The organism is Pseudomonas sp. CGJS7, assembly GCF_036961695.1.
Genome location: NZ_JBAMDI010000050.1, coordinates 24,950 through 48,869, shown reverse-complemented (window position 1 = coordinate 48,869; position 23,920 = coordinate 24,950). Strand labels below are relative to the sequence as shown.

Annotated in this window: 10 protein-coding genes; 1 reads left to right on the top strand and 9 read right to left on the bottom strand. The window is 66.4% G+C overall.

Annotated features, from left to right (window positions below; genetic code table 11):
* Positions 1-18 precede the first annotated feature (18 nt).
* Together V7787_RS26680 and V7787_RS26675 are read right to left on the bottom strand one after the other, a co-directional pair.
* Positions 19-6,165, bottom strand: coding sequence for an SDR family NAD(P)-dependent oxidoreductase (locus V7787_RS26680; RefSeq protein ID WP_336090243.1), 6,147 nt, complete (start codon positions 6,163-6,165; stop codon positions 19-21).
* A gap of 878 nt (positions 6,166-7,043) precedes the next feature.
* Positions 7,044-7,331, bottom strand: a complete 288-nt coding sequence (locus V7787_RS26675) for a hypothetical protein (protein ID WP_336090241.1) — start codon at positions 7,329-7,331, stop codon at positions 7,044-7,046.
* 109 nt (positions 7,332-7,440) lie between these two features.
* On the opposite strand from V7787_RS26675, the gene V7787_RS26670 reads away from it, so the two are divergent.
* Positions 7,441-9,264: a M4 family metallopeptidase gene (locus V7787_RS26670; RefSeq protein WP_336090240.1), complete on the top strand. Its 1,824-nt coding sequence runs from the start codon at positions 7,441-7,443 to the stop codon at positions 9,262-9,264.
* A gap of 421 nt (positions 9,265-9,685) precedes the next feature.
* Here V7787_RS26670 and V7787_RS26665 read toward each other — a convergent pair whose 3' ends face one another.
* The 7 genes from V7787_RS26665 to V7787_RS26635 all read right to left on the bottom strand — a co-directional run bounded on the left by V7787_RS26665 (position 9,686) and on the right by V7787_RS26635 (position 23,920).
* A complete protein-coding gene (locus tag V7787_RS26665) occupies positions 9,686-10,072 on the bottom strand; it encodes a hypothetical protein (protein WP_336090239.1) in 387 nt (128 codons plus the stop codon).
* 32 nt (positions 10,073-10,104) lie between these two features.
* Positions 10,105-10,482 carry a hypothetical protein gene (locus tag V7787_RS26660; protein ID WP_336090237.1) on the bottom strand — a complete coding sequence of 126 codons (378 nt, stop codon included), beginning with the start codon at positions 10,480-10,482 and terminating at the stop codon, positions 10,105-10,107.
* Between the two features lie 598 nt (positions 10,483-11,080).
* Positions 11,081-11,551: a DUF4019 domain-containing protein gene (locus V7787_RS26655; RefSeq protein WP_336090235.1), complete on the bottom strand. Its 471-nt coding sequence runs from the start codon at positions 11,549-11,551 to the stop codon at positions 11,081-11,083.
* A 75-nt stretch (positions 11,552-11,626) separates the two neighbouring features.
* Positions 11,627-12,460, bottom strand: a complete 834-nt coding sequence (locus tag V7787_RS26650; protein ID WP_336090232.1) for an OmpA family protein — start codon at positions 12,458-12,460, stop codon at positions 11,627-11,629.
* A gap of 78 nt (positions 12,461-12,538) precedes the next feature.
* Positions 12,539-14,254, bottom strand: coding sequence for a YadA family autotransporter adhesin (locus V7787_RS26645; RefSeq protein WP_336090229.1), 1,716 nt, complete (start codon positions 14,252-14,254; stop codon positions 12,539-12,541).
* Between the two features lie 1,031 nt (positions 14,255-15,285).
* Positions 15,286-15,708 (bottom strand): transposase, encoded by a 423-nt coding sequence (locus V7787_RS26640; RefSeq protein WP_336090226.1) that lies wholly within the window; start codon positions 15,706-15,708, stop codon positions 15,286-15,288.
* Positions 15,709-15,853: 145 nt separating this feature from the next.
* Positions 15,854-23,920 (bottom strand): hypothetical protein, encoded by an 8,067-nt coding sequence (locus V7787_RS26635; protein WP_336090276.1) that lies wholly within the window; start codon positions 23,918-23,920, stop codon positions 15,854-15,856.

Sequence of the window (23,920 nt, the reverse complement as noted above, 5' to 3'; positions counted from 1 at the left end):
GGGTGGGAGGTCGGAAGGTCAGGCCGCTTGCAGCGCGGCGCCGGCGGCGGCGAATTTGCCGCGGATGTCGGCCAGGGCGCGATCGGCCAGCTTGGCGATGGTGGCCGCGCCGAGCAGTTCGATCACCGAGTAGCTGACGCCGAGTTTCTGATCGAGCCGGATCTGGATTTCGGTCGACATCAGCGAATCCACGCCGAACGAGTCGAACGATTGCTCCGGCTTGAGCCGGTCGGCGCTGGTCTTGAGCCCGGCCGCCACGACTTCGGCGATCAGCTCCTGCAGGATCGGCCGCGCTTCGCCGTCGTCCAGACCGGCCAGCGCGGTATGCAGCTGTTCGACCAGCGAGGCGTCGCCGGCTTGCGCGGCGCGGCTGGCCGCGACCAGTTCGACGAAGGCCGGCGAGGCGCCGCCGACGCTTTCGTAGGCGGCCCACTTCTCCCAGGCGATCTGTTCGGAAATCGCGATCTGCGCCAGTTGCTTGGTCAGCGCGCGGCCCAGGCCGCGCAAGGCGATCTGCACGTCCAGCGGGGTCAGACCGATCTGGCTCAGGTGCTGGCCGATGCGGGCATCGCCTTCGAGCATGCCGACACCGGCGATCGCGCCGAAGTTGACGCTCAACGCCGGCAGCCCTTGCGAGCGCCGCAGCTGCGCCAGACCGTCGAGGAAGCCGTTGGCCGCGCAGTAATTGGCCTGACGGCTGTTGCCGACCAGATTGGCGATCGAGGAGAACAGCACGAACTGCTCCAGCGGCGCGCCGACCTTTTGCGCCGCCTCGTGCAGCGCCCAGGCGCCGCCGGCCTTCGGCCGCAGCACGCGTTGCACGTGCACCGGGGTCATCTCGCCGAGCAGATAGTCTTCCAGCACACCGGCCGCGTGATAGATCCCCAGCAGCGGCGCCTTGGGCTTGTGCAGCTCGCGGACCAGTTGCAGCACCGCCTGCGGCACGGCGATGTTGATCGCGTGCGCGCTGGCTTCGGCGCCGAGCGCGCGCAGTTCTTCGATCAGTTCGGCCGCGCCCGGGGTGTCGGCGCCGCGGCGGCCGACCAGGGCGATGCGGCCGGCGCCGTTGCGCGCCAGCCAGCGCGCGACCTCGCGGCCCAGGCCGCCGAAGCCGCCGGTCAACAGGTAAGTACCGTCGCGGCGCAGTCGCGGCAGGTCGGAGGCATCGGCGTCGAACTCGCGCGCGTCCTCGGCGATTTCCAGGGTGGTCCAGTCGCTGCCGAATTCGGCCGCGGCGTCGCTGCCGACGCGCAGCAGGTCGGCGAAACCGATGCTCGTGTCCAGGCCAGGCGACGCTTCGCCCTCGGCCAGCACTTCGCGCAGCGTCCGGCGATACGAGTCGCTGGCGTGCAGGCTGTCGAGATCGTTGCGCAGGCGGACCAGACGGTCGCAGTGCTCGGGCAGGGCGAACGGCGCGGTGTCGTGACCGAGTTCGATCAGCTGCCCGCCCTTGGCCAGGGCGAAGAAGCCGACCTGGCGGCTCCACTGCGACAACGGCACGGCGATCAAATCGTAACCGCGGCAATGCGCCACGCGCTCCCAATCCGACAAGTCCGCGGCCACCCGCGCCACGTCGACGCCGACGGCGCTGAAACGGCGCGCCAGGGCATCGCCGAATGCGCCGTGCGCGATCAGCGCGCGCTGGCCCGGCTGCGGGCCGCAGGTCGCAACGATCGCCGCCGCGCGCGCTTCCACCGGCGCGATCAGCGCCGAACGTGTGTGCGGCTGGGTGACGGCTTCCAGCACGCTCTCGGCCTCGCTCACCACCAACGCGTTCGACAAGCGGCGCGGCACCAGGCCGGCGACGCGGTCGCCGACGGCGAAGCGCTTGGCCTCGCGCCCGGCGCGCACGACGGTGCCGATCACCCCGACCGGGTCGGATTCATGGCCCAGTTGCAGGCCCAGACGCTCCACCCGCAACTCGTAGGCGTCCTCGGCCAGCGCCGGCTGCGGCAGCAGCTGCGCGGTGTAAGCGAAGGCCTGAAGGCTCAGTTCCACCGCCGGCGAGTCGGCGCCGCCGGCCGGCAGGCGCTGCGGCCGTTGCAGCAGACCGCTTTGCAGCATCGCCGCCGCGTAGCGCGCATCGTCGCGCAAGGCGATTTCGTCGATGATTTGATCGGCCAGGGCTTCGTCGAAGACCTGTTGCGCCAGCGCATCGGCGGCGCCGGCGGCGATGTCGATGGTGGCTGCGTCCAGCGAGGCGTACTCGTTGCGGACCACGCGGATAAAACCGGCGACCGCGGTCTGCGCGGGGGCGACGCGTTCGTCCTCGCCCAGGCGTTGCGCGTCGCGGGTCACCACGCGGAGCGAGAGCTGCCGCGATTGCGCCGCGAGCGCCTGCACCGCCAGCAGCATCTCGGCGATTTCGTCTTCGCCGGTGACGTCCATGTCGGCGCCGCGGCCGGCCCAGGCCAGGCCGAGCACGTGCGAGACCTCGTGCAGGCGCGGATGTTCGGCCAGCTCGCTCCAGGCGCAGCGATCCACCGCCACCTCCTGCTGCGCGGCGATCTTTTCCAACGCCTGCGCCAGCGCATCCTTGGGATGAGCGACGATCAACAGGCGCTGGACCGCGGCGCGCGCGGCGACGCGTTCGCCGAGCGGATTCCAGACCCGCTGGTAGTCGCCGGCCGGGAAACCGTCGGCCTTGCCGCGGCCGTGCAGCGAACGGCAGACCAGCCCTTCGATCCGCGCCAGCGGCGTGCCGGCGCGGTCGCTGAGTTCGAAATCGCAAACGATCTGCGCCGCGCTGCGTTCGCTGATGCGCGTACGGCAGACGATGGTCTCCGGCAGCGGCGCATACACTTCCAGCGCTTTCAGCGACACCGGCAGATACGCGCCTTCGCTGGCGTGCATCAGGGTCAGCGCGGTCTGGAAGCAGCCGTCGAGCAGCGAGGGATGCAGGATGTAAGCCTCGGCGCCCTCGCCTGCGATCTGCGGCCGGGTCAGTTCGGCTTCGGCGACGCCGACGGCGCGGTCGCGGCGCAAGGCCACGATCGGACGGAACGCCGGGCCGTACTGCAAGGACAGCTCGCCGAGATCGGCGTACAGCGCCTGCGGGTCGATGGTTTCGACCGCTTCGCCTTGCGGCGCCTGGATCGTCGCCACCACCGAGCGGCCGCTGTACGGGTGGATCGACGCCTCGGTGTGCAACAGCGAGCTGCCCTGCTCGCCGGCATCGCGCGAATACAGGCCGGCGCGGTGGGTGGTCGGGTCGAAGCGCACGTCCAGACGCAGGGCGCGCTCGTGATCGAGGATCAGCGCCTGGTGGATCAGCACGTCGCGCACGCTAAGCCCGGCGCTGTCGGGCCAGCGGCGGCGGCCTTCTTCGCACAGCGCTTCCAGATAGCCGGCCGCGGGCATGATCGCCGAGCCGTCGACGACGTGGTCGAACAGATAGTTGAGCCGGCGCAGATTCAGATCGGCGCCGCCTTCGGCCGCGCTCAGCGGGGCCTGCTGCACGTCGAGGCGGTCGCGGATCTGCCACGAGGCCTCGCGCCACAGCGGCTGGCGCTGCCAGGGATAGGTCGGCAGTTGCAGCTGGCGGCCGCGCGGCGTGCGCGCTTGCCAATCGACGTCGCCGCCGTGGGCGTAGATCTCGCACAGGCTGCGGCGCAGCGCGGCGGTCTCGGGCTTGTTCATCCACAAGGTCGAGGCGATGCGGGTCTCGACCTTGCGCGCGGCGCTGATTTCTTCCAGCGAACGGCGCAGCACCGGGTGCGGGCCGACTTCGACGAACAAGGTGTAGCCGTCGTCGATCATCGCGCCGATCGCGTCGGCGAAGTAGACCGGGTTGCGCACGTTGTCGCACCAGTACTCGGCATCGAAACCGCGCTCGCTGCCGCCCTCGCCGATCAGGCCGCCGGTGACGGTCGAGTACAGCGCAACCTCGGGCCGGTTCGGCTGCAGGCTGGCCAGCTTCTCGCGGATTTCCGGCTTCAGCGGCTCCATCAGCGGGCTGTGGTACGGCACCTCGACATCCAGCGCGCGGGCGAAGATCTTGTTGGCTTCGGCGGCGACACGGATCGCTTCGAGCGCGGCGCGGTCGCCGGCCACGGTGACCGCGCGCGGCGAGTTGATCGCCGCCAGCGAGACCAGATCGCCGTGCGGCGCGATCGCCGCCTCTGCGTCCTGCGCCGACAAGCCCAGCGCCAGCATGCCGCCGGTGCCGGCGGTGGTGGCCTGGATGCGGCTGCGTTCGCGGCTGACCAGCAGCGCTTCTTCCAGCGACAACATGCCCGAAGCCCAGCTCGACGCGACCTCGCCGACCGAATGGCCGACCACGGCGTCGGCGACGATGCCCTCGGCCTTCAGCGCCTGGGTCAAACCGATCTGAATCATCAGATTCGCCGGCTGCGCGAACTCGGTGCGCTTGATCCGCGAATCGGCTTCCTCACGGGTCATTTCTTCCAGAATCGAGAACCCGGCGATGCGGGTGAACAAGGCGTCGGCCTGTTCCAGGGTGTCGCGGAACACCGCGTTATCGCGCAGCAGTTCGCGGCCCATCGCCCACCACTGCGGGCCCATGCCGGTGTAGACGAAGGCGATGCGCGGATCGGCGGCGAACGGACGCACGCCCTCCACGCCGGTCGCGCTGGAATCGTCCGCCACGAACTGGCGCAGCGCCATCGCCAGCTGATCGCGGTCTTCGCCCCACACCGCCAGACGGTGACTCATATGAGTACGGCGCACGCCGGCGGTGAACAGCACGTCCTCCAGCTCCGGCGCTTGCGGCGATTCCAGCACGTCCGCGAGTTGGCGCGCACGCGTGCGCAGCGCCTGCGGGTCGCGCGCCGACAGCGGCAGCAGCTTGATCGAGGTCGTATCCGTCGCGGCCTGACCCTGCGCGGCGTCCGCCTGCGCATAGGAGCCGAGGATGACGTGGGCGTTGGTGCCGCCGTAACCGAAGGAGTTGATCGCGATGCGGCGTTCGCCCTGGCCTTCGCCGAGCGCCAGCGTTTCGCGCGGCAAACGCACTTCCTTGGGAATTTCCGGATTGACCTGTTCCAGCCCGGCGACCGGCGGCACCAGCTTGTGCCGCAGCATCATCACCGACTTGATCACGCTGGCGACGCCGGCGGCGGCTTCCAGGTGGCCGATATTGGCCTTGACCGAACCGACCACGCAGTCGCCGTCGCGGCCGTAGACATCGGCGATCGCGCGGGTTTCGCGCGGGTCGCCGACCGGCGTGCCGGTGCCGTGGGCTTCGATGTAGTCCACCTCACTCGCGGCGCGGCCGCTTTGCGCCAGCACCTGCTCCATCAACGCGCGCTGCGCTTCCGGGTTGGGCACGGTGATGCCGCTGGTGCGGCCGTCCTGATTGACGCCGGCGCCGTCGACGATGGCGAAGATTTCATCGCCGTCGCGCAGTGCCGCTTCGAGATCCTTCAGCACCACCACGCCGCCGCCTTCGCCGCGGCCGTAACCGTCGGCGCGCGCGTCGAAGCTCTTGGAGCGGCCGTCCTTGGCCAGGAACCGGCCCTTGGACATGGCGATGGTGTATTCCGGGCGCAGGATGAAATTGGCGCCGCCGACCAACGCGGTTTCGCACTGCCCGGTCAGGATCGAAGTCACGCCCTGGGCGAACGCCACCAGCGACGACGAGCACGCGGTGTCGAGCGACAGACTCGGCCCGCAGAAATCGAACGCGTAGGAAACGCGGTTGGACAGCATGGTCAAGGTCGCGCCGGCCGCGCTGTGCGAGCCGATCGCATCGCGCGCGTTGCTGCCGAACTGGTTCAACAGATGATCGACGGTGAAACCGCCGACGAACACGCCGGTCTGCGAACCGGCCAAAGCCTCGACATCCAGACCGGCGTTCTCCATCGCTTCCCAGCTCAGCTCCAGCAGCAGCCGCTGCTGCGGATCGAGGAACTCGACCTCACGCGGCGAGAAGTGGAAAAAGTCGGCGTCGAAGCCGCGGTAGTCGTAGTCCTTGAGGAAGTGGCCGAAGCCGACATAGGCCTTGCCGGCGACATCGCGCTCGTTGAGGAATTTATCGACCGCCCAACGGTCCTCCGGCACCGGCCCGACATAGTTCTGCCCTTGCAGCAGATTGCGGAAGAAGCTTTCCGGGGTATTGGATTGCCCGGGAAAGCGGCACGCCGCGCCGATCACCGCGACCTTCGCCACGCGGCCGGAGGCCGCCGGATTCGCCTTGATGTCCATAACTGAGAACCGTCCATTTCCGAATAAGTGAGAAGAAAGCCCCCACGATCCGGCCCGATCCATTCACTCGCGCACTCCGACGTCTCCGCGGCGATTGCAGATCGCGCAGTGGGGCGTCGGCCGCGAATAAATCGACCGAGGGCGCGCTTGGGCGCCTGATTCCGATGGGTGGGGGTCGTGCTTTTTTAAACAGCTTCCGTTAGCGCAGTGCTCTTCCTTGTAGCGACGTGCGAATGGTCCCGCGCAAGCCGCAGCTCGCGTTTCGGGGCACAAAACAGTCAAACGCAAGTCGAATTAAATACCGGACTTCATCGATGTTGCTTGTGTGCAACACATCCTCTCTCATCCATGTAGTGGCGAGGCCTCCGATTCGCTCATCCCGATCCTGGGCGACGCATGCACGATTGGCGGCTCGTATCATCCACGAAAAAATTCATTCGTGTGACCGAAGCACAGTGTGGTTTTGATGATTATTCGTTATGACGATGACAAGCAAAATTAGTGCGCATTTCAGCAATGAGACTTCGTTTACAGTTGCCTACAAGGTTGAATACGCTTAACTGAGATGTTCATCGCAGCATGAATGATTCATAGGCTGCTCGATGATTATTTCTTGGCCAGGCGACCGACGCGGAAGCGGCAAATTCGCAGGGAAATCGAAGAATTCGCCTAAGTAGGGTGTTGTGATCGAACGCGACCGATGGATGTGCGGCCGCGCCTGGACGATTCATCGAGTTCATCGCGTTGCGACAGAAATAAGATCGACATGCAAACAAAACTCCACCGAATGGGCGCGCTGGTCTGATCGCTGACCGTGCGGTCCAGTACGCGTGATGGCCGGATGCCACGGGGATCTGAATTCGGCCGCTGCGCATCCTTCAAGACAATGGACCGGCGCGCGCGAGATTCTCCGCCTCGAGCTTTCGGTATTGGCCACGGCATTTTCGTCGCCCTGCGAGTCGCAACAGACGCGGAAAACAGCTATTTCGCACGCGCATCGCAAGCTTTTCGCAAACAGCGTTCAACGCATTTCGTTTTGTGACGCGCAACGAAATCGCCGACGCGATTGTGCGACGCGGTTCGCTGCTTTGCATGCCGTCGAGTCGTTGTGTCGCCCTAAAGTCGGCACCGCTGTTCGGCGCTAATCCATAAATCAGCATCGCCATGCCGAGCGGACTCCCGTGCAAACGGGACGGTCGCCCTGCCCCGTTGCATCGGAGCAACGATCGCGTAAAGCCACTTTCCTTCTTATCCGCTTCAAGGGGATCCAATCCAATGCAACTCAAGACCGCTCTGCTGAGCACGGCCGTGATCGCCGCGCTCGCCGGCCTGGCCACCCAGGTCGATTCCGGCGCCATCGCCTCGCGCGTGCAATCGCTCCAGGCTTCCGCCGTGGCCGATCCGGCCGCTGCTTCGGCCACCGCCTCCACCCGCTCGACCGCTCCCGCGTCTGCCCGTGCGATCGCCGCGCATCACGCCGTCGCCGGCGCCATCGCCAACGCACCGGGCGCACGTCCGGGCAGCGACCTGGTCGCCTCCTCCAACTCGCCGGAGCAAGCCGACACCTCCCCGGCCGCCAAGCGCGCGCGCGCCTTGCTGACCGGCGCCGCCGCGCGCGAAGTCCATCGCGTCGAAGCCGACGCCTTCGCCGCGCGCGATGTGATGATTGATCGCGACGGCACCGAGCACGTGCGCATGGAGCGCAGCTATCAGGGCTTGCCGGTGGTCGGCGGCGATTTCGTCGTCCACAGCCAGGACGGCGCGCTCACCTCGATCAGCCAGGGCGACAACATGCGCACCTTCGATCGCCCGGACATCCAGCCGCGCATCAGCGTCGCTCAAGCCGAAGTCGAAGCCGGCGCCGCGTTCGACGGCAAGGTCGCCTCGATCGACAACGCCGGACTGGTGGTGTTCGCACAGGGCACCGAGCCGACCTTGGCTTATCAGATGGAGCTGATGGGCGACCGCCGCGACAGTCAGCTGCCGGGGCATTTCACTTATTACGTCGACGCCAAGAACGGCAAGCTGCTGCACGCCGAAGACCGCATCCAGACCGCGGCCGCCAACGGCACCGGCAAGAGCTTGCTGCTCGGCAACGTCGGCATCGTCACCGACTCGGTCAGCGGCGGTTTCCAACTGCTCGACCCCACCCGCGGCAACGGCTCGACCCTCGACGCCAAGGGCTCCGACAACTACGTCTCGGCGTTCCCGGGCGCGGTGCAATTCAAGGACAGCGACAACGTCTGGGGCAATAATCTGTCCAGCGACCGCGCCACCGTCGCCACCGACGCACACTACGGCGTCGCGGTGACCTGGGATTACTTCAAGAACGTGCACGGCCGCAACGGCATCTTCAACGACGGCAAGGGCGTGCGCAGCTTCGTCCACGTCGGCACCGGCATGGACAACGCCTTTTGGTGGGGCGCGCAGAAGCTGATGGCTTACGGCGACGGCACCGACTTCCTGCCGCTGGTGGCCATCGACGTGGCCGGCCACGAAATGGCGCACGGCGTCACCGGCGCGACCGCCAAGCTGGGCTACTACAACATCAAGGACACCGGCGGCCTCAACGAGGGCGTCTCGGACATCTTCGGCACCTTGGTCGAGTACTACGCCAACAACGCCAGCGACGCAGGCGATTACCTGATCGGCGAGAAGCTGGTCAAGAACAACCCGTCGGGCACCAAGGCCCTGCGCGTGCTGTTCAAGCAGGATGCCGACGGCCGATCCAAGGTCTGCTATCCCAGCGGCGGCTTCACCGCCTCGCAGACCTATCAGAACGGCCCCTACGATCCGCACCTGACCTCCGGCGTGCTCAACCGCGTGTTCTACCTCGCCTCCGAAGGCGTGGTGGTGCCGAAGGGCTTCAGCTATACCAAGGCGCAGTTGGTCTGCAACAACGACACCGCCATCGCCGGCGTCGGCCGCGACAAGGTCGGCGCGATCGTGTACCGCGCGTTGACCCGCTATTTCGTCTCCAGCACCACCTATCCGCAGGCTCGCACCTGGACCTTGCAGGCGGCGGCGGATCTGTACGGCAACACGTCCAATGAGTACAAGACCCTGGCCCGTGCCTGGACCGCGGTCAAGGTGAACTGATCACAAGCTTCAAGCGATTGGAGCGCTGCGATAGAGAACGGCCCGCGCGAGCGGGCCGTTCTTTCGTGGTGCGGCCCGACGCCGATGGGTCCGGCGAGCGGACTATCTGACCGTCCGGCATTGGGATGATCGTCGCGACGATGTCGCCGCCGCATGCGCCGCGCTTGCCCAACCCGCGATTCGCGCTTCGCGCGCCGCCGACGCGCCGATAGCGCAACCAGATGCGGTAGGCGACGGCATCCTGGCGACGCCCGACGGTTTGACGTGCAAGCCTACATACACGGTAGACGCTAGAACCAACGACACCGCGGCAGCCGCGGCGCTATGGATCGCTTTGTCCGTTCTGCGCATGGTGGCTCCCCCGCCATCGATCGAGTTTGAGTCGCGACGTTCCGCAATGCGTGCGCGGCACTGCTCCGCATCAGGAATACATCCTCACGCGCTCGCGCGATTTTCCGCGCATCGCGCATTCGATAAACGGATGGGTGCTGCGGTCGCGAACCTCGCAGCGCCATACCGCGCCTGCGATCTTGAACGTGGAACGCTTGTCTGCGCCGCGGCCGCTCTCGCGAAGATATGCCTCGGCCACGGCGAGCGCGGCCGGACAAGCCAGCGCGCGCGGCCGGGCCGAGGCCGCTGCCACGCCCAATCCGTTCGAAGCCGGGCCGCATTCGATGAAACTGGCTTTCGCCGCGTCGGCGGGGACGCCGACAGCAAGGACGAACGCCATGCCTGCGAGTGTTGCCGCCTTGATCCAATGCGCTCTCACCATCGATGCGATCCTTTCAAAAAAGCTCAAATTGACCATCGGCGCCCACGCTTAGGGGTCGACTGTCGCGCCTAATCCGCGACCCGGAAATTCAGCGAGCCCAGATCGCGCAACTTGCAGCCGAGCATGCCGAGCCGAATTTCGTAACGAACGTAGGTCTTGGTCGGCTCGGGCTTGCGCGGATCGCGCTCATTGTTCGACAGATACTCGAACGCCGTCAGGCTTCCGAGCTCGCGCAAGGCATAGCCGGCTTGCCGGCTCTCTATGCGCAGGAAGTTCAAACTCAGCGCCGCGTTGAGAAACGGCGACACCGCCTCGTCGGCCGCCCGGTAGTAACTCAGCGATCCATGCCGCCGCCGCGCCAACAGACAGATCGCGGCCGTCGCCTGCGCGGCGCTGTCGAACGCCGTTGCGGGCGGTGCGCCCAGCCAATCGGCTTGCATCGACATCGCCCTGCGCGTGCCGCCTGCCCATCGTCTTTCGCCGGCGTCCGGCCGAACCGCGCTTATCTGATTGCGTAGGGAATCCCGCACCGAGATGACTCCATTCTTCTTTCTGGATCGCGTGACTTCGGCGCAGCCGCGACAACGAAGAACGATCGCTTGATGCTTGGTGATGCGAGCGAGCTTCGTCCGAGGCGGCGTCGCTATGAATCGACGATCTCAGGCTACATAAAAAGTGACGCGCATCGCATTTCCTCGCTTATGAAATTTCGCCCTGAAGTAAACAAATCACACCTGCGCGCGATTACTGTTTTCCGCCCGGATAGGCGAACGCTTCGCGCGACGCGAATGCGCGCTCATGCACCGCGCCTACGGCGATGGAAAAAAAGCCGGACGTCCCGTTGCGGGATTCGGTCCGGCGCAAAACAGCCGATGCGACTGCGCAAGCGTCGCATCGCCCAGGAGGAATCCGGACTTGCATACGCGAAGCACCGCGCAGGGGTACGCGGGCGAAGCAGGACAGCGCGGGGCGCGCATTCGCACACCCGGTTGGTCGGGCCTGCTTCGGCCGGGCGCCGATCGCCGCCGCCCGGCCGAACGGCGCTTATCTGACGGCGTAACCGACCAGCCGCCACACCCCGTCGGCGTCGAGCGTGAACGACACCAGTTCCTTGACCGGCGCGCCGTTGGCAGTAGCTAGTTCGAATTCCACGCTCGCGTACTGTCCCGCAGGCAGGCCCGCGCCGCCGCCGATTTCGCGATGGATGACGATCCAGGAACGGCCGACGGCCGGTCCGAGTTTTTTGCGCATCTCGCCGGTGCGCTTGACGAACTCTTTCTTCTTGATCTTGCTCTGCATCGACTTGGACGCGCTGGTCCACATATCGGCGAATTTGCCTTCATCCATAGACGCGGCGATCCGCATCGCAGCGTCGCGCAGCTGACTCGGATCGGTCTGGGCGTACTTGGGCGCGTAAGCGCCGGGGAACTGGGTGGCGGCGCTGCGATTGCTCGGCTGGGCGCCGGCATTCAGTGCCGTCGCCAAAAACAACAAACTCCATAGAATTTTCTTCATGGCATCCTTCCTGTCCGCCTAGCTCACAGGCCGCGCGCGCATTGCGCAGCGCGGCCTCCGGCCGGCGTCGGCAGCTCAGTTGTAGGAATCGACGGTCACTTCGACGCGGCGATCGGGTTGCAGGCAGGCGACCAACTGCTTGCGGCTCAGACCGTCGGCGCAATCGGATACCGGCTCGGAATCGCCGGCGCCGCGCGCGGTGACCGCGCTGGCCGCGATGCCCTCGTTGATCAGCGCCTGCCTGACCGTCTGCGCGCGCCGCGTCGACAGGGCCAGGTTTGCATCGCTGCTGCCGATGCGGTCGGCATGACCGACCACCCGAACCGTGGCGCGCGAGGCGCTTTTGATGCTCTCGGCCAGACCGCGCAGTTCGCCGCGGCCTTTGGGCAGCATGTCGGCCAAGCCGGATTTGCCGAAGGCGAACAGCGCCTCGCTGGACAAAGTGGTCGTGGTCGAGCGCATCACCGACGGCGGCGGCGGAGCGGCGATCGGCGCCGGCGCGCGCGGCACCGGCGGATTCAGCGCCGCGTCCGCGCAACCTTCGGGCGCCCAGTGCATGCTGCTGGTCGAGTAGTCGCGGTCGTAGAGCACCTTGTACTGGCAGGTGATCACTTGTCCGTCGACGCGGAACTTGAAGATGTAGTCCCACTCCCGCACGCCGAACACGCCTTCGCTGAAGTGAGGCGTCCCGAGCAGTTGGTAAACCTGCTTCTTGCTCAGGCCGGGCGCCATGTTGCGCACGTTGTCGACATTGGGAAACGCGCCTTCCTTGGTCGTCGCGCGATCGGGCGAGGGAAATTCGATGGTGGTCGGCTCGTAGGACTGGGCGTGCGCCGTGCCGGCGAGGATCGAGGACGCGGCCAGCGCGAACGGGATGGAGAATGCTAAGAGAGTTTCGCGAAATTTCATTATTTTCGTTCCGATGAAAGGTGTCGACCGATGCGGCCCGAGATCTCGCGCCGCGTCGGGTTCGCCGCTAGGGCGCGCTTACCACTGCAGACCGGCGCCGACCGTCACGCCCCAATCGCCCGTGGTGTTGCCGCTGCCTTGCATCTTGTAGACGTAGCGGCCGTTCTCGGAGATGGTGGACACGCCGACCGCCAAGCCGCTTTCGCCCTGATACGAGCTGCCGGCGATCGCCGCCATGCTGCGTCCCGGCAGGTAGGCTTGCGGCAAGCCGGCCATCGCCATCGCCGCGGCCGTGCCGCCGCGCGCATCGCGGTTGACGTTGTTCAAATCCGAACGCACATCGCCGATGCGCTTGTCGGTGTAGTCGTTGGCCTGGGTCAGGGTCTTGGCCATGCCGTCGTTCAACTGCTTGACGTTGACCGCGTCGGTGGGCGCGACGCCGGCGCGGACGTTGTGGATGGTGCTGCCGCCACCGTTCGGGTTCAGCGTGATCCGCTCGTAGCTGGTGGTGCCGTCGGGGTTCTTGTCGTAGCGCACGCCGCCGTCGCGGACCTGATTGAGCTGATTCATGTTCGCTCCGTCGGTGCCGGCCACGCCGTCGGCGACGTTGACGATCCGGCGCTCGTTGCCGACGCTGCCGACGGAAACCGTGTTCGGTTGATCGGCGATCGAACCGGCGCCGATGGCGACGGAGTTGGTGCCGGTCGCAGACGCATCGTTGCCCAGGGCGGTGCTGCGATCGCCCGAGGCGACCGAGCCCGCACCGCCCGCGGTCGAACCGGCGCCGGTCGCCGATGCCGGCGCAGTGTCGTCTTGGCTCACCTGAAACACGCCAGTGGAACCGTTGATGATGTTGGTCACGCTGTTGCTGACTTCGCCGACGCGCGAGTCGGTGTACTTCTTGGATTCGTCGATGGCGTAGGTGACCCGACCATCGGTGTACTTCTTCGACTCGTCGATGGCGTAGCTGACGCGGCCGTCGGTGTATTGCTTGGATTGGTCGATGGCGTAATTGACGCCGAAGCGCAGTTGGCTGACGTTGACCGCGTCGTCGTTGGCGACGCCGGCCGCCACCGAGCCGATGGTGCGGCCGCCGACATTGACCTGGCCGGTGGAATCGGAAGTGCCGACGTAGGCGGCGTTATAACCGGCTTGTGCGCCGACCGTGGTGGCGGTGTCGGCGCCGATAGCGACCGAATTGGCGTGGCTGGATTTGGCGGCGACACCCAGCGCGAGCGAACGGTCGCCGTTGGCCACGGCGGAGTTGCCGATGGCAGTGCCATAGCTTCCGCTCACGTTGGCCGAATGACCGACAGCGGTGCCGCCGTTGCCAGAAACCGAAGAGCGGCCGCCCACTGCGGTGCCGACAAAGGCAGCGGCGCTGGAAGAAACGCCGATCGCGGTACCTTCTCCAGCGGCTTGAGCGACGTTGGCTTGATTGCCGACCGCCGTTCCGCCCACGCCGTTGACGATGGTGTCGGTACCCAGCGCCGTCGAAGTGGTCGCGTTGGCATTGGCGCGGGTACCGAACGCCGCGGCGCTGCCGTAGTTCGCGCTCGCCGAGCTACCGCAGGCGAATGCGCCGTCGTCCTGCGAATGCGCCGGGCCACCGGAGGAGCCGGCGGCCATCGCGCAACTTGCGCCGGGATCGGCTGCCGACGCCTGCCCGATCATCAACAGCGACGCCAGCGACACCGCCAGAGCGCTCCAATGGGTGCGCGACGGTTCAGCGTCGGAGCGATCGTTCGCGCACAGTCGGCCTTCCGCGCCAAATGCGCGATACATAGTCTTCATTGTTTAGTCCCTTATTTTTCGCAGGTTTACTGCTTTCGAAAATTGACTTCGTGCTTACAAGCGAAGCTGGATAAAACGAGCGGCACTGCCGATGCTTTTCTGCGGACAATCGACGGCGCCGGCGAGGAACAAACCCCGCGCTGAGACGACCCTATCTATCTGCGCCTGGTCGACCGCGGTACGACGGCGGCAACGGAAACACGATGTTCCGATCGATTGGTTCTTATCCGGGCGAGCTGCCTTCGTCCGAGATGTCATCGGTATCAATCGACAACCTCAGACTACAAAAAATGTGATCTACCGCACGTTTTCTCTTATGAAATTTCGACCTGTAGTAAACAAGTCACACATATGCGCGATCGCGATTTCTCCTCGAGGTTGTCGAAGATTCGGTGCGGCGCGACGCAACGGATAGCCGACCAAACGGCGCGTTCGGGCTCGACAGCCCGGAGCCACGGATGCAAACGACGCCATCGTTTCAAGGTCGCGAACAACCAACGATCGATGCGATCGCTAGCTCGTGCGAATCGCTTGCAGAATTTTTTTCGCGCTGCTCGACGGCGACAAGGCGCTCGCGTCGCGATGAGCGCGATCTGGCGGTCGTCGCCGATTCGATGGCGGTGCGCGCCGTCGGCGTCGCCGTTACCGACCACGGTGGAAATACGCTGCGCGGGCTAGTACGCATGGAACTCGGCCCGCGGCAAACCCATCGCAGATGCTCGCGATCGCGTTTTTGGTCCGAGCAAGCAAACACTCCGCGCGAGGAGAATGCGCGCGTACGCTTCATGCGAGCGTCGGCTGAACGAAAAAGCGCCGGACGTCCCGTTGCGGGAATCGGCCCGGCGCACAACAGCCGATGCGACTGCGCAAGCGTCGCACCGTCCAGCGGGGAGTCCGGACCTGCATACGCGAAGCTCCGCGCAGGGGAACGCGGGCAAAGGGGGTACAGCGTGGACTGCGCGTTCGCATGCCCGGCTCTATGGGCCGCGTTCGACGGGTCCGAATCGGAAAGTACGATCGGCTCGCTTCGTTCAAACGGTCGTCATGCCGGGCCAGCGCACGGCGATTTCCTCGTAGAACTCGCCGCCGCCGTGATCGCCCGAGCCTGAGCGCCCCTTGCGGCTGCGCCAATGGTTGTTGGCGCGGTAGCGTTCGACCCGATCGCGCAAGCGGCGCGCCATCGCGCTCTCCAATCCCAGTGCGAGCTCCACCGCGATCCAATGCTCGTCCTGGACCCAACGCAGAAAGCGCACGTAGATCGCTCGCCAAGAACCGTAACTGCATGGAATGCTGGTCCAGGGCGCGTTGTTGTCGACCACCCACAGCACCGCTTCGATGAAGCCGCGGTAGTCGCCGGTGTTGTTGATGATCCGGGCCTGGTATTGGCTCGGAAGATAAGACGCGACGGTCCGCCACTGCTCGTCGCCGAGCATGTGTGGTCGCGATTCGATCATGTGCGGGCTCATTGCAAATATCCCGTTGACGGTTCGTTTAGACAGAAAGAAGACGCGGCCGATTCGGCCGCGTCGCATGGGTTGGGAATCGAAACCGCCGGCGTGCCGCGCCTTCTCGCGCGGCACGCCGGACAGTTACGCTCGATCAGTCGCCGAGCACGCCGCTGACGCCGACGTAGGCGCCGATGCCGTCGCGGTTGCTCGACGCGCCGCCTTCCACGCTCCAACGTCCGCTCTCGGCGGTGCGGCGCAGGCTGATGCCGAACGCGGCCTCGCTCTTGTACGCGCCGAAACCGGCGTAGTACGTCGTGCGGCCGGCCACGTAGGGCGCGGGCTTGATCGCGATCGCGGTGGCGATGCCCGATTGCATGTCGCGCTCCACCCGGCGCACGTCGCCGCTGAGCTTCCACACATCGTTGCGGACCGCCGCGACCTGGCCATCGGTGTAGCTGTTGGCCTGGACCACCGCGTCGGCGACGCCGGCTTGCAGCTGGCCGACGTTGACCGCGTCGGTCGGCGCCTTGCCGGCGGCGACGTTGTGCAGGGTCACCGCGCCGGTGCCGTTCGGGTTGAAGGTCAAGCTGTTGGTGTTGACGCTGCCGTCGGGGTTCTTGTCGTACTGCGTCCCACCATTGGTGTAACCCTTCAACTGAGCGACGGTGACCGCGTCGGTGTCGGCGGTGCCGACGGCGACGTTGGTGATCCGGCGTTCGTTGCCGGTGGAACCCACCGAGACCGTGCCGGCCTGATTGGCCACCGAACCGTTGCCCAACGCGACCGAATTTCCGGCGGTCGCATAAGCGCCGTTGCCCAACGCCGTGCTGCCGCTGCCCGAAGCCACCGCACCCGCGCCGCCGGCGGCGGCGTTGGCGCCCGTCGCGGTCGGCGCGGCGGTGTTGTCCTGGCTGACCTGGAACAAACCCGCCGAACCGTTCTTGACGCTGTTGACGTCGCCTTCGACCGTGGTGATGCGGTTGTCGTACTGAACGACGTTGCCGGCCACCTGGTTGATGCGGTTGTCGGTGTAGGTCTTGGCCTGATCGACCGCGCTTCCCACACTCGCCTGCAACTGCGCCACGTTGACACCGTCGTCGCCCGCCAGACCGGCGGCGACGCCGCCGAGGGTGCGGCCACCGACCTGCACTTGCCCGGTCGAGTTGCTGCTGCCGACATAGGCCGCGTTGTAACCGCTCTGGGCACCGGCCGTGGTCGCTGAACCAGCACCGATCGCGACCGAGTTGGCGTGACCGGCGATCGACTCGCGGCCCACTGCAATGGCGTTCTCGGCCGAGGCGGTGGCGTTATAGCCCACCGCGGTCGAACCCACGCCCTGAGCGTGCGCATCGGCTTGGGCCAGACCGGTTTCGTTGCTGCGCGCATAACGCAGACCGCTGCCGTTCTGGGCGACGTAGGCCACATCGCTCTTGCCGGCAACGGCGAACAGCTGCGCGCCGTTGACCGCGTCGGTCGAAGTCGCCGAGACCGCACCTTGCGCCACGTTGCTCAGCTTGCTGCCGCCAGTGACGCCGCCATCGTTGCTGACGGGTCCGGCCAAGGTCGCCTTGCTGAAGTCGACTTCGCCCGGATCGACCGCGCCGTTGCCGTTGCTGTCGGTCCAGTCGTACTTCAGCGCACGCTGTTCGACTTGCACCGCGCCGCCCGAGATCGCCTTGAGCTGAGCGACGTTGACCGCGTCGGTATCGTTGGCGCCGGCGGCGACGCCGGTGACGCGGCGGGTGCCGACGTTGACCTCGCCGGTGGCGGTGCCACCGACCAGGTACGCCGCATTGCCCAGCGACGCGCCGTTAGCGACCGAACCTGCGCCGAGCGCCACGCTGCCAGCGTGGCTGGCCTGAGCGTTGCGGCCGATCGCGACCGCGTCCGCCGCCGAGCTGACCGCGTTGTAGCCGATCGCGGTGGAGCCGGCGACTTGGGCGTGCGCATCGTCCTGGGCCAGGCCGGTGTCGTTGGTGCGGGCATAACGGTTGCCGCTGCCGTTCTGCTGCACGTAGACCGGATCGGCCGGTCCGACTTGGTTTTGCAGGTTGGTGATGGCGCCTTCGTTGTTGGTGACGCGGTTGTCGAGATTGGTGACGTTGCCCTCGGTTGTGGTGACGCGATTGCCGAGGCCAGTGACGTCGCCCTCCGTCTTGGTCAAGCGGTTGCCCAGACCCGTGACATCGCCCTCGGTCTTGGTCACGCGGGTGTCGAGACCGGCCACGTTCTGGTTGGTCTGGAACAACTGCGAGCCGTTGACCGCATCGGTGCTCGCTGCACTCAGATCGGCCGGAGCTACGTTGACGATCTTGTTCGGACCAGCGCCGTTGCGGTTGGCGGTGTACGCGTTGGCACCCGCATCCCACTTCAATGCGTCCTGGCCCAGCGACGACATCTGCCCTTCGACATTACCCACGCGGGTGTCGAGCTTGGCGACGTCACCCTCAGTCTTGGTTGCGCGATCGCCAAGGCCAGTGACATCGCCCTCCGTCTTGGTCACACGGTTGCCCAGACCCGTGACATCGCCTTCGGTCTTGGTCACCCGGGTGTCGAGACCGGCCACGTTCTGGTTGGTCTGGAACAACTGCGAACCGTTAACCGCGTCGGTGCTGGCCGCACTCAGGTCGGCCGGAGCCACGTTGACGATCTTGCTCGGACCGGCACCCAGGTGGTTGGCGGTGTAGGCGCCGGCGCCGGCGTTGGCGGTCGGATCCCACAACAGCGAATCCTGTCCGAGCGAAGACACTTTGCTCTCCACCGCCTTCAACTGGCTGATGTTGACCGCGTCGGTGTCGCCCGCACCTGCAGCGAGGTTGGTCAAACGACGTTCGCTGCCCGAAGCACCGACCGAGACTTCGCCCACCGGCGCCATACCGGCCACCGCATGGGTCGACGCCACCGGCACATACGCCGGGTTGCCGAGGTTGGCACCGCTAGCGACCGAGTTCGCCCCGAGCGCGACGCTGCCGGCATGGCTGGCCTGGGCGTTGCGACCCAGCGCGACCGCATCGGCGGCCGAACTGACGGCGTTGTGACCGACCGCGGTGGAACCGGCGACCTGCGCGTGCGCATCGTCCTGAGCCAAGCCCGTGTCGTTAGTGCGCGCATAACGGGTACCGCTGCCGTTCTGTTGCACGTAGGCCGGATCGGCCGGGCCGACTTGCTTCTGCAGGTTGGTGATGGCGCCTTCGTTATTGGTCACGCGGTTGTCGAGGTTGGTGACGTTGCCCTCGGTCGTGGCGACGCGATTGCCGAGGCCGGTGACGTCGCCCTCCGTCTTGGTCAAGCGGTTGCCCAGACCCGTGACATCGCCCTCGGTCTTGGTCAGGCGGGTGTCGAGACCGGCCACGTTCTGGTTGGTCTGGAACAACTGCGAACCGTTAACCGCATCGGTGCTCGCTGCGCTCAGATCGGCCGGAGCGACGTTGACGATCTTGTTCGAACCGGCGCCGTTGCGATTGGCGTTGTAAGCATTCGCCGCCGCATCCCACTTCAATGCATCCTGACCCAGCGTCGTCATCTGCCCTTCGACGTTGTCCACGCGGGTGTCGAGATTGGTGACCTTGCCTTCGGCCGTGGTGACGCGGTCGCCAAGGCCCGTGACATCGCCCTCGGTCTTGCCCACGCGGGTATCGAGACCGGACACTTTCTCATTGGTCTGGAACAACTGCGAACCGCTGACCGCATCGGTACTCGCCGCGCTCAAATCCGCCGGAGCCACATTAACGATCTTGTTCGGACCGGCGCCATTGTGGTTGGCTGTGTATGCGTTCGCGGCCGCATCCCACTTCAATGCGTCCCGACCCAGCGACGACATCTGACCTTCGACGTTACCCACTCGGGTGTCCAGAGCGGTGACCTTGCCCTCGGTTGCGGTCGCGCGGTTGCCGAGATCGGTGATGCCGGCTTCATTGGTAGCGGTGCGATTGCCCAGATCGGTGACCTTGCCCTCTGCCGTGGTCACGCGGTCGCCAAGGCCAGTGACATCACCCTCCGCCTTGGTCACGCGGTTGCCGAGGCCGGTGACATCGCCTTCAGCCTTAGTCACCCGGGTGTCGAGACCTGCCAGGTTCTGGTTGGTCTGGAACAACTGCGAACCGTTGACCGCATCGGTGCTGGCCGCGCCCAGATCGGCCGGAGCCACATTGACGATCTTGCTCGCACCGGCGCCCAGGTGGTTGGCGTTGTAAGCGCCCACACCGTCGTTCGCGGTCGGATCCCACAACAGCGAATCCTGGCCTATCGACGACACCTTGCTTTCCACCGCCTTTAACTGGCTGATGTTGACCGCATCGGTCTCGCCCGCACCTGCCGCGACGTTGGTCAAGCGACGTTCGCTGTTGGTGCCGCCGACCGAGACTTCGCCCACCGGCGCCGTACCGGCCACCGCATGAGTCGACGCCACCGGCACATACGCCGCGTTGCCGAGGCTGGCGCCGTTAGCCACCGAGTTCGCCCCAAGCGCGACGCTGCCGGCATGGCTGGCCTGAGCGTTGCGGCCCAGCGCGACCGCATCGGCCGCCGAGCTGACGGCGTTGTAGCCGACGGCGGTGGAACCGGCGACTTGCGCGTGCGCATCGTCCTGAGCCAGACCGGTGTCGTTGGTGCGCGCATAACGAATACCGCCGCCGTTCTGTTGCGCGTAGGCCGGATCGGTCGGGCCGACTTGCTTCTGCAGGTTGCTGATGGCGCCTTCGTTGTTGGTGACGCGGTTGCCGAGATCGGCGATGCCGGCTTCGTTGGTGGTGACACGGTTACCGAGGCCAGCGACATCGCCCTCGGTCTTGGTCACGCGGGTGTCGAGACCGGCCACGTTCTGGTTGGTCTGGAACAGCTGCGAACCGTTGACCGCGTCGGTGCTGGCTGCGCTCAAATCGGCCGGAGCCACATTGACGATCTTGTTCGGGCCGGCACCGTTATGGTTGGCCGTATACGCGTTCGCGGCCGCATCCCACTTCAACGCGTCCCGACCCAGCGTCGTCATTTGCCCTTCGACGTTGTCCACGCGGGTGTCGAGGCCGGTGACATCGCCCTCGGTCTTGCTCACACGATTGCCAAGGCCCGTGACATCGCCCTCGGTTTTGGTCATGCGGTTGCCGAGGCCCGTGACATCGCCTTCGGCCTTGGTCACGCGGGTGTCGAGACCGGCCACGTTCTGGTTGGTCTGGAACAGCTGCGAACCGTTGACCGCGTCGGTGCTGGCTGCGCTCAAATCGGCCGGAGCCACATTGACGATCTTGTTCGGGCCGGCACCGTTATGGTTGGCCGTATACGCGTTCGCGGCCGCATCCCACTTCAACGCGTCGCGACCCAGCGTCGTCATCTGTCCTTCGACGTTGCCCACGCGGGCGCCGAGGCCAGCGACATCACTCTCAGTCTTGGTCGCACGGTTGCCGAGGCCCGTGACATCGCCTTCGGTCTTGGTCACACGAGTATCGAGACCGGCCACATTCTGGTTGGTCTGGAACAGCTGCGAACCATTGACCGCGTCGGTGCTGGCTGCGCTCAAACCGGCCGGAGCCACATTGACGATCTTGTTCGGGCCGGCACCGTTATGGTTGGCCGTGTACGCGTTCGCGGCCGCATCCCACTTCAACGCGTCCTGGCCCAGCGTCGTCATTTGCCCTTCGACGTTGTCCACGCGGTTGTCGAGACCCGTGACATCACCCTCGGTCTTGGTCAAACGATTGCCGAGACCCGTGACATCGCCTTCGGTCTTGGTCACGCGGGTTCCGAGACCGGAGACGTTCTGGTTGGTCTGGAACAACTGCGAGCCGTTAACCGCATCGGTGCTCGCTGCGCTCAGATTCGCCGGAGCCACGTTGACGATCTTGTTCGGGCCGGCGCCCAGGTGATTGGCGCTGTACGCACCCGCACCGCCGTTCGCGGTCGGATCCCACAACAGCGAATCCTGGCCGAGCGAGCTGATCTTGCTGTCCACCGCCTTGAGCTGGCTGATGTTGGCCGCATCGGTATCGCCCGCGCCCGCCGCGACATTGGTCAGACGACGTTCGCTGCCCGAAGCGCCGACCGAAACTTCGCCCATCGGCACCGCACCGGCCACCGCGTAGGTCGACGCCACCGGCACATACGCCGCATTGCCGAGGTTGGCGCCGTTAGCCACCGACTCCGAACCCAAGGCGACACTGCCGTCATGGCTGGCCACGCTGTTTGTACCGATCGCCGTCGCATCCGCGGCGGTTGCGTTGGCCGAGCTGCCCATCGCGAGCGAACCCACGCCCGCGGCATTGGTGGCAGCGCCCAGCGCCGTGGCGCGGTCGGCGACCGCCTTCGAACCCGAGCCCACGGCCATCGACGTAACGCCGTTCGCCCGGCTTTCATCGCCCAGGGCCAGCGAGTATTTCCCGGTGGCTTGCGCGTTGTCGCCCAGAGCGATGGCGTATTCCTCGCCCGCCTTCGTACCCGAGCCGATCGCCAAACCGCTGAGCTTGTCGGCCAGTGCGTTTTCGCCGATCGCGATGGCTTCGTCGGCCGCCGCGCGGGCGTTGTAGCCGACCGCGGTGGAGTTGGCGCCGGTGGCGAAAGCATCCGACTGCGCGTTGGTTCCCGCGTTGGTGCGCACGTAGCGCACGCCGTGGCCGTTGGTGTCCTGGTAAGCCTGATCGGTCGGACCGACCGCGGTGCTGAGCGCGGCGATATCGCCTTCGTTCTTGGTCACGCGGGTGCCGAGCGCGACCGCATCTTGGTTGGTCTTGAACAACTGCGAGCCGTTGACCGCATCGGTGCTGGCCGCGCTCAGATCGGCCGGGGCCACGTTGACGATCTTGTTCGGGCCGGCGCCGTTGTGGTTGGCGTTGTAAGCGCCAGCGCCGCCGTTCGCGGCCGGATCCCACTTCAATGCGTCCTGGCCCAGCGTCGCTACCTGCCCTTCGACGATGCCCACGCGATTGTCGAGGTTGGTGACCTTGCCCTCGGCCGTGGTCACGCGGTTGCCGAGACCGGTGACATCACCCTCGGTCTTGGTCACGCGGTTGCCGAGGCCCGTGACATCGCCTTCGGTCTTGGTCGCACGGTTGCCGAGGCCGGTGACATCGCCCTCGGTCTTGGTCACCCGGGTGTCGAGACCGGACACGTTCTGGTTGGTCTGGAACAACTGCGATCCATTGACCGCTTCGGTCGAAGCCGCGGACACAGCGCCCGCGGCGACATTGGCCAACGTGGTCGCGCCGGCGCCGCCCGGATTGAGGGTGACGCGATTGCGGTTCAACTCGCCCGGGTCGATCGCGCCGTTGGCGTTGGCGTCGTTCCAGTCGTACTTCACCGCGGTCTGGTCGAGCGTGCTGTTGGAACCGGTGAGGGTTTCGACCGCCCGATTGGTGGCGAACAACTGGCTGCCGTTGACCGCGTCGGTGCTGGCGGCGCTGAGGCGGCCAGCGGCGACGTTGGTGACGGTGCGTTCGGCGCCCGCGGCGCCGACGCTGACCGTGCTGGTCGGCGCGGCACCGGCGAAGTTGTAGGTGGTACCGCGGATGACGGTGCTGGCGGTACCGACCGCCGCCGCCGTGGTCGCGCCGCTGCCCAAGGCGACGCTGCGCGCGATGCTGGCCGAAGCGCCATCGCCCAAAGCCACCGCGCCCGCGACGCTGGCGGCGCTGGCATTACCGATCGCCACGGCGCCTCGCCCCGAGGTGGAACTGGCGTTGCCGAGCGCGACCGCGCCTTGACCCGAAGCGGTATTGGCGTTGCCGACCGCGAGTGCGCCCTGCCCGTTGGCGTTGGTGTCCGCGCCCACCGCCACCGCGCCGGTGCCGGTGGCGGTGTTGGGGTCGCCGATGGCGACCGCGCCGTTGCCGGTGGCGGTTTGGCCGCGGCCGATGGCGACTGCGCCGCCGGCGGCGGTAGAGGAATTGGCCGTGGTCGACGACGAGCCGATCGCGACGTTTCGGCCGATCGCGCCGGAGTTCACGTTGTCGCCCTGGGCGATGCCGTACGCGCCGTTGACGGTGGCGTAGCGACCGAGCGCGACACCCGAGGTAGCCCCCGCCGCCACTGAGGAATATGCGCCCAGCGCGACCGCACCCTCCGCCCCGGCGGTGGTGTTGTTACCGATGGCGATGCCGCCCAGGGCAACCGCTGTCGCCGTCGCCCGCCCACCCATCGCGATGCTGAGATCGCCGATGCTCTGCGCACCGCGGGTGGCGTGGGCTCCGATCGCGATCGAGCCCGACCCGTCCGCGCGGGTCGCATCCGCCAC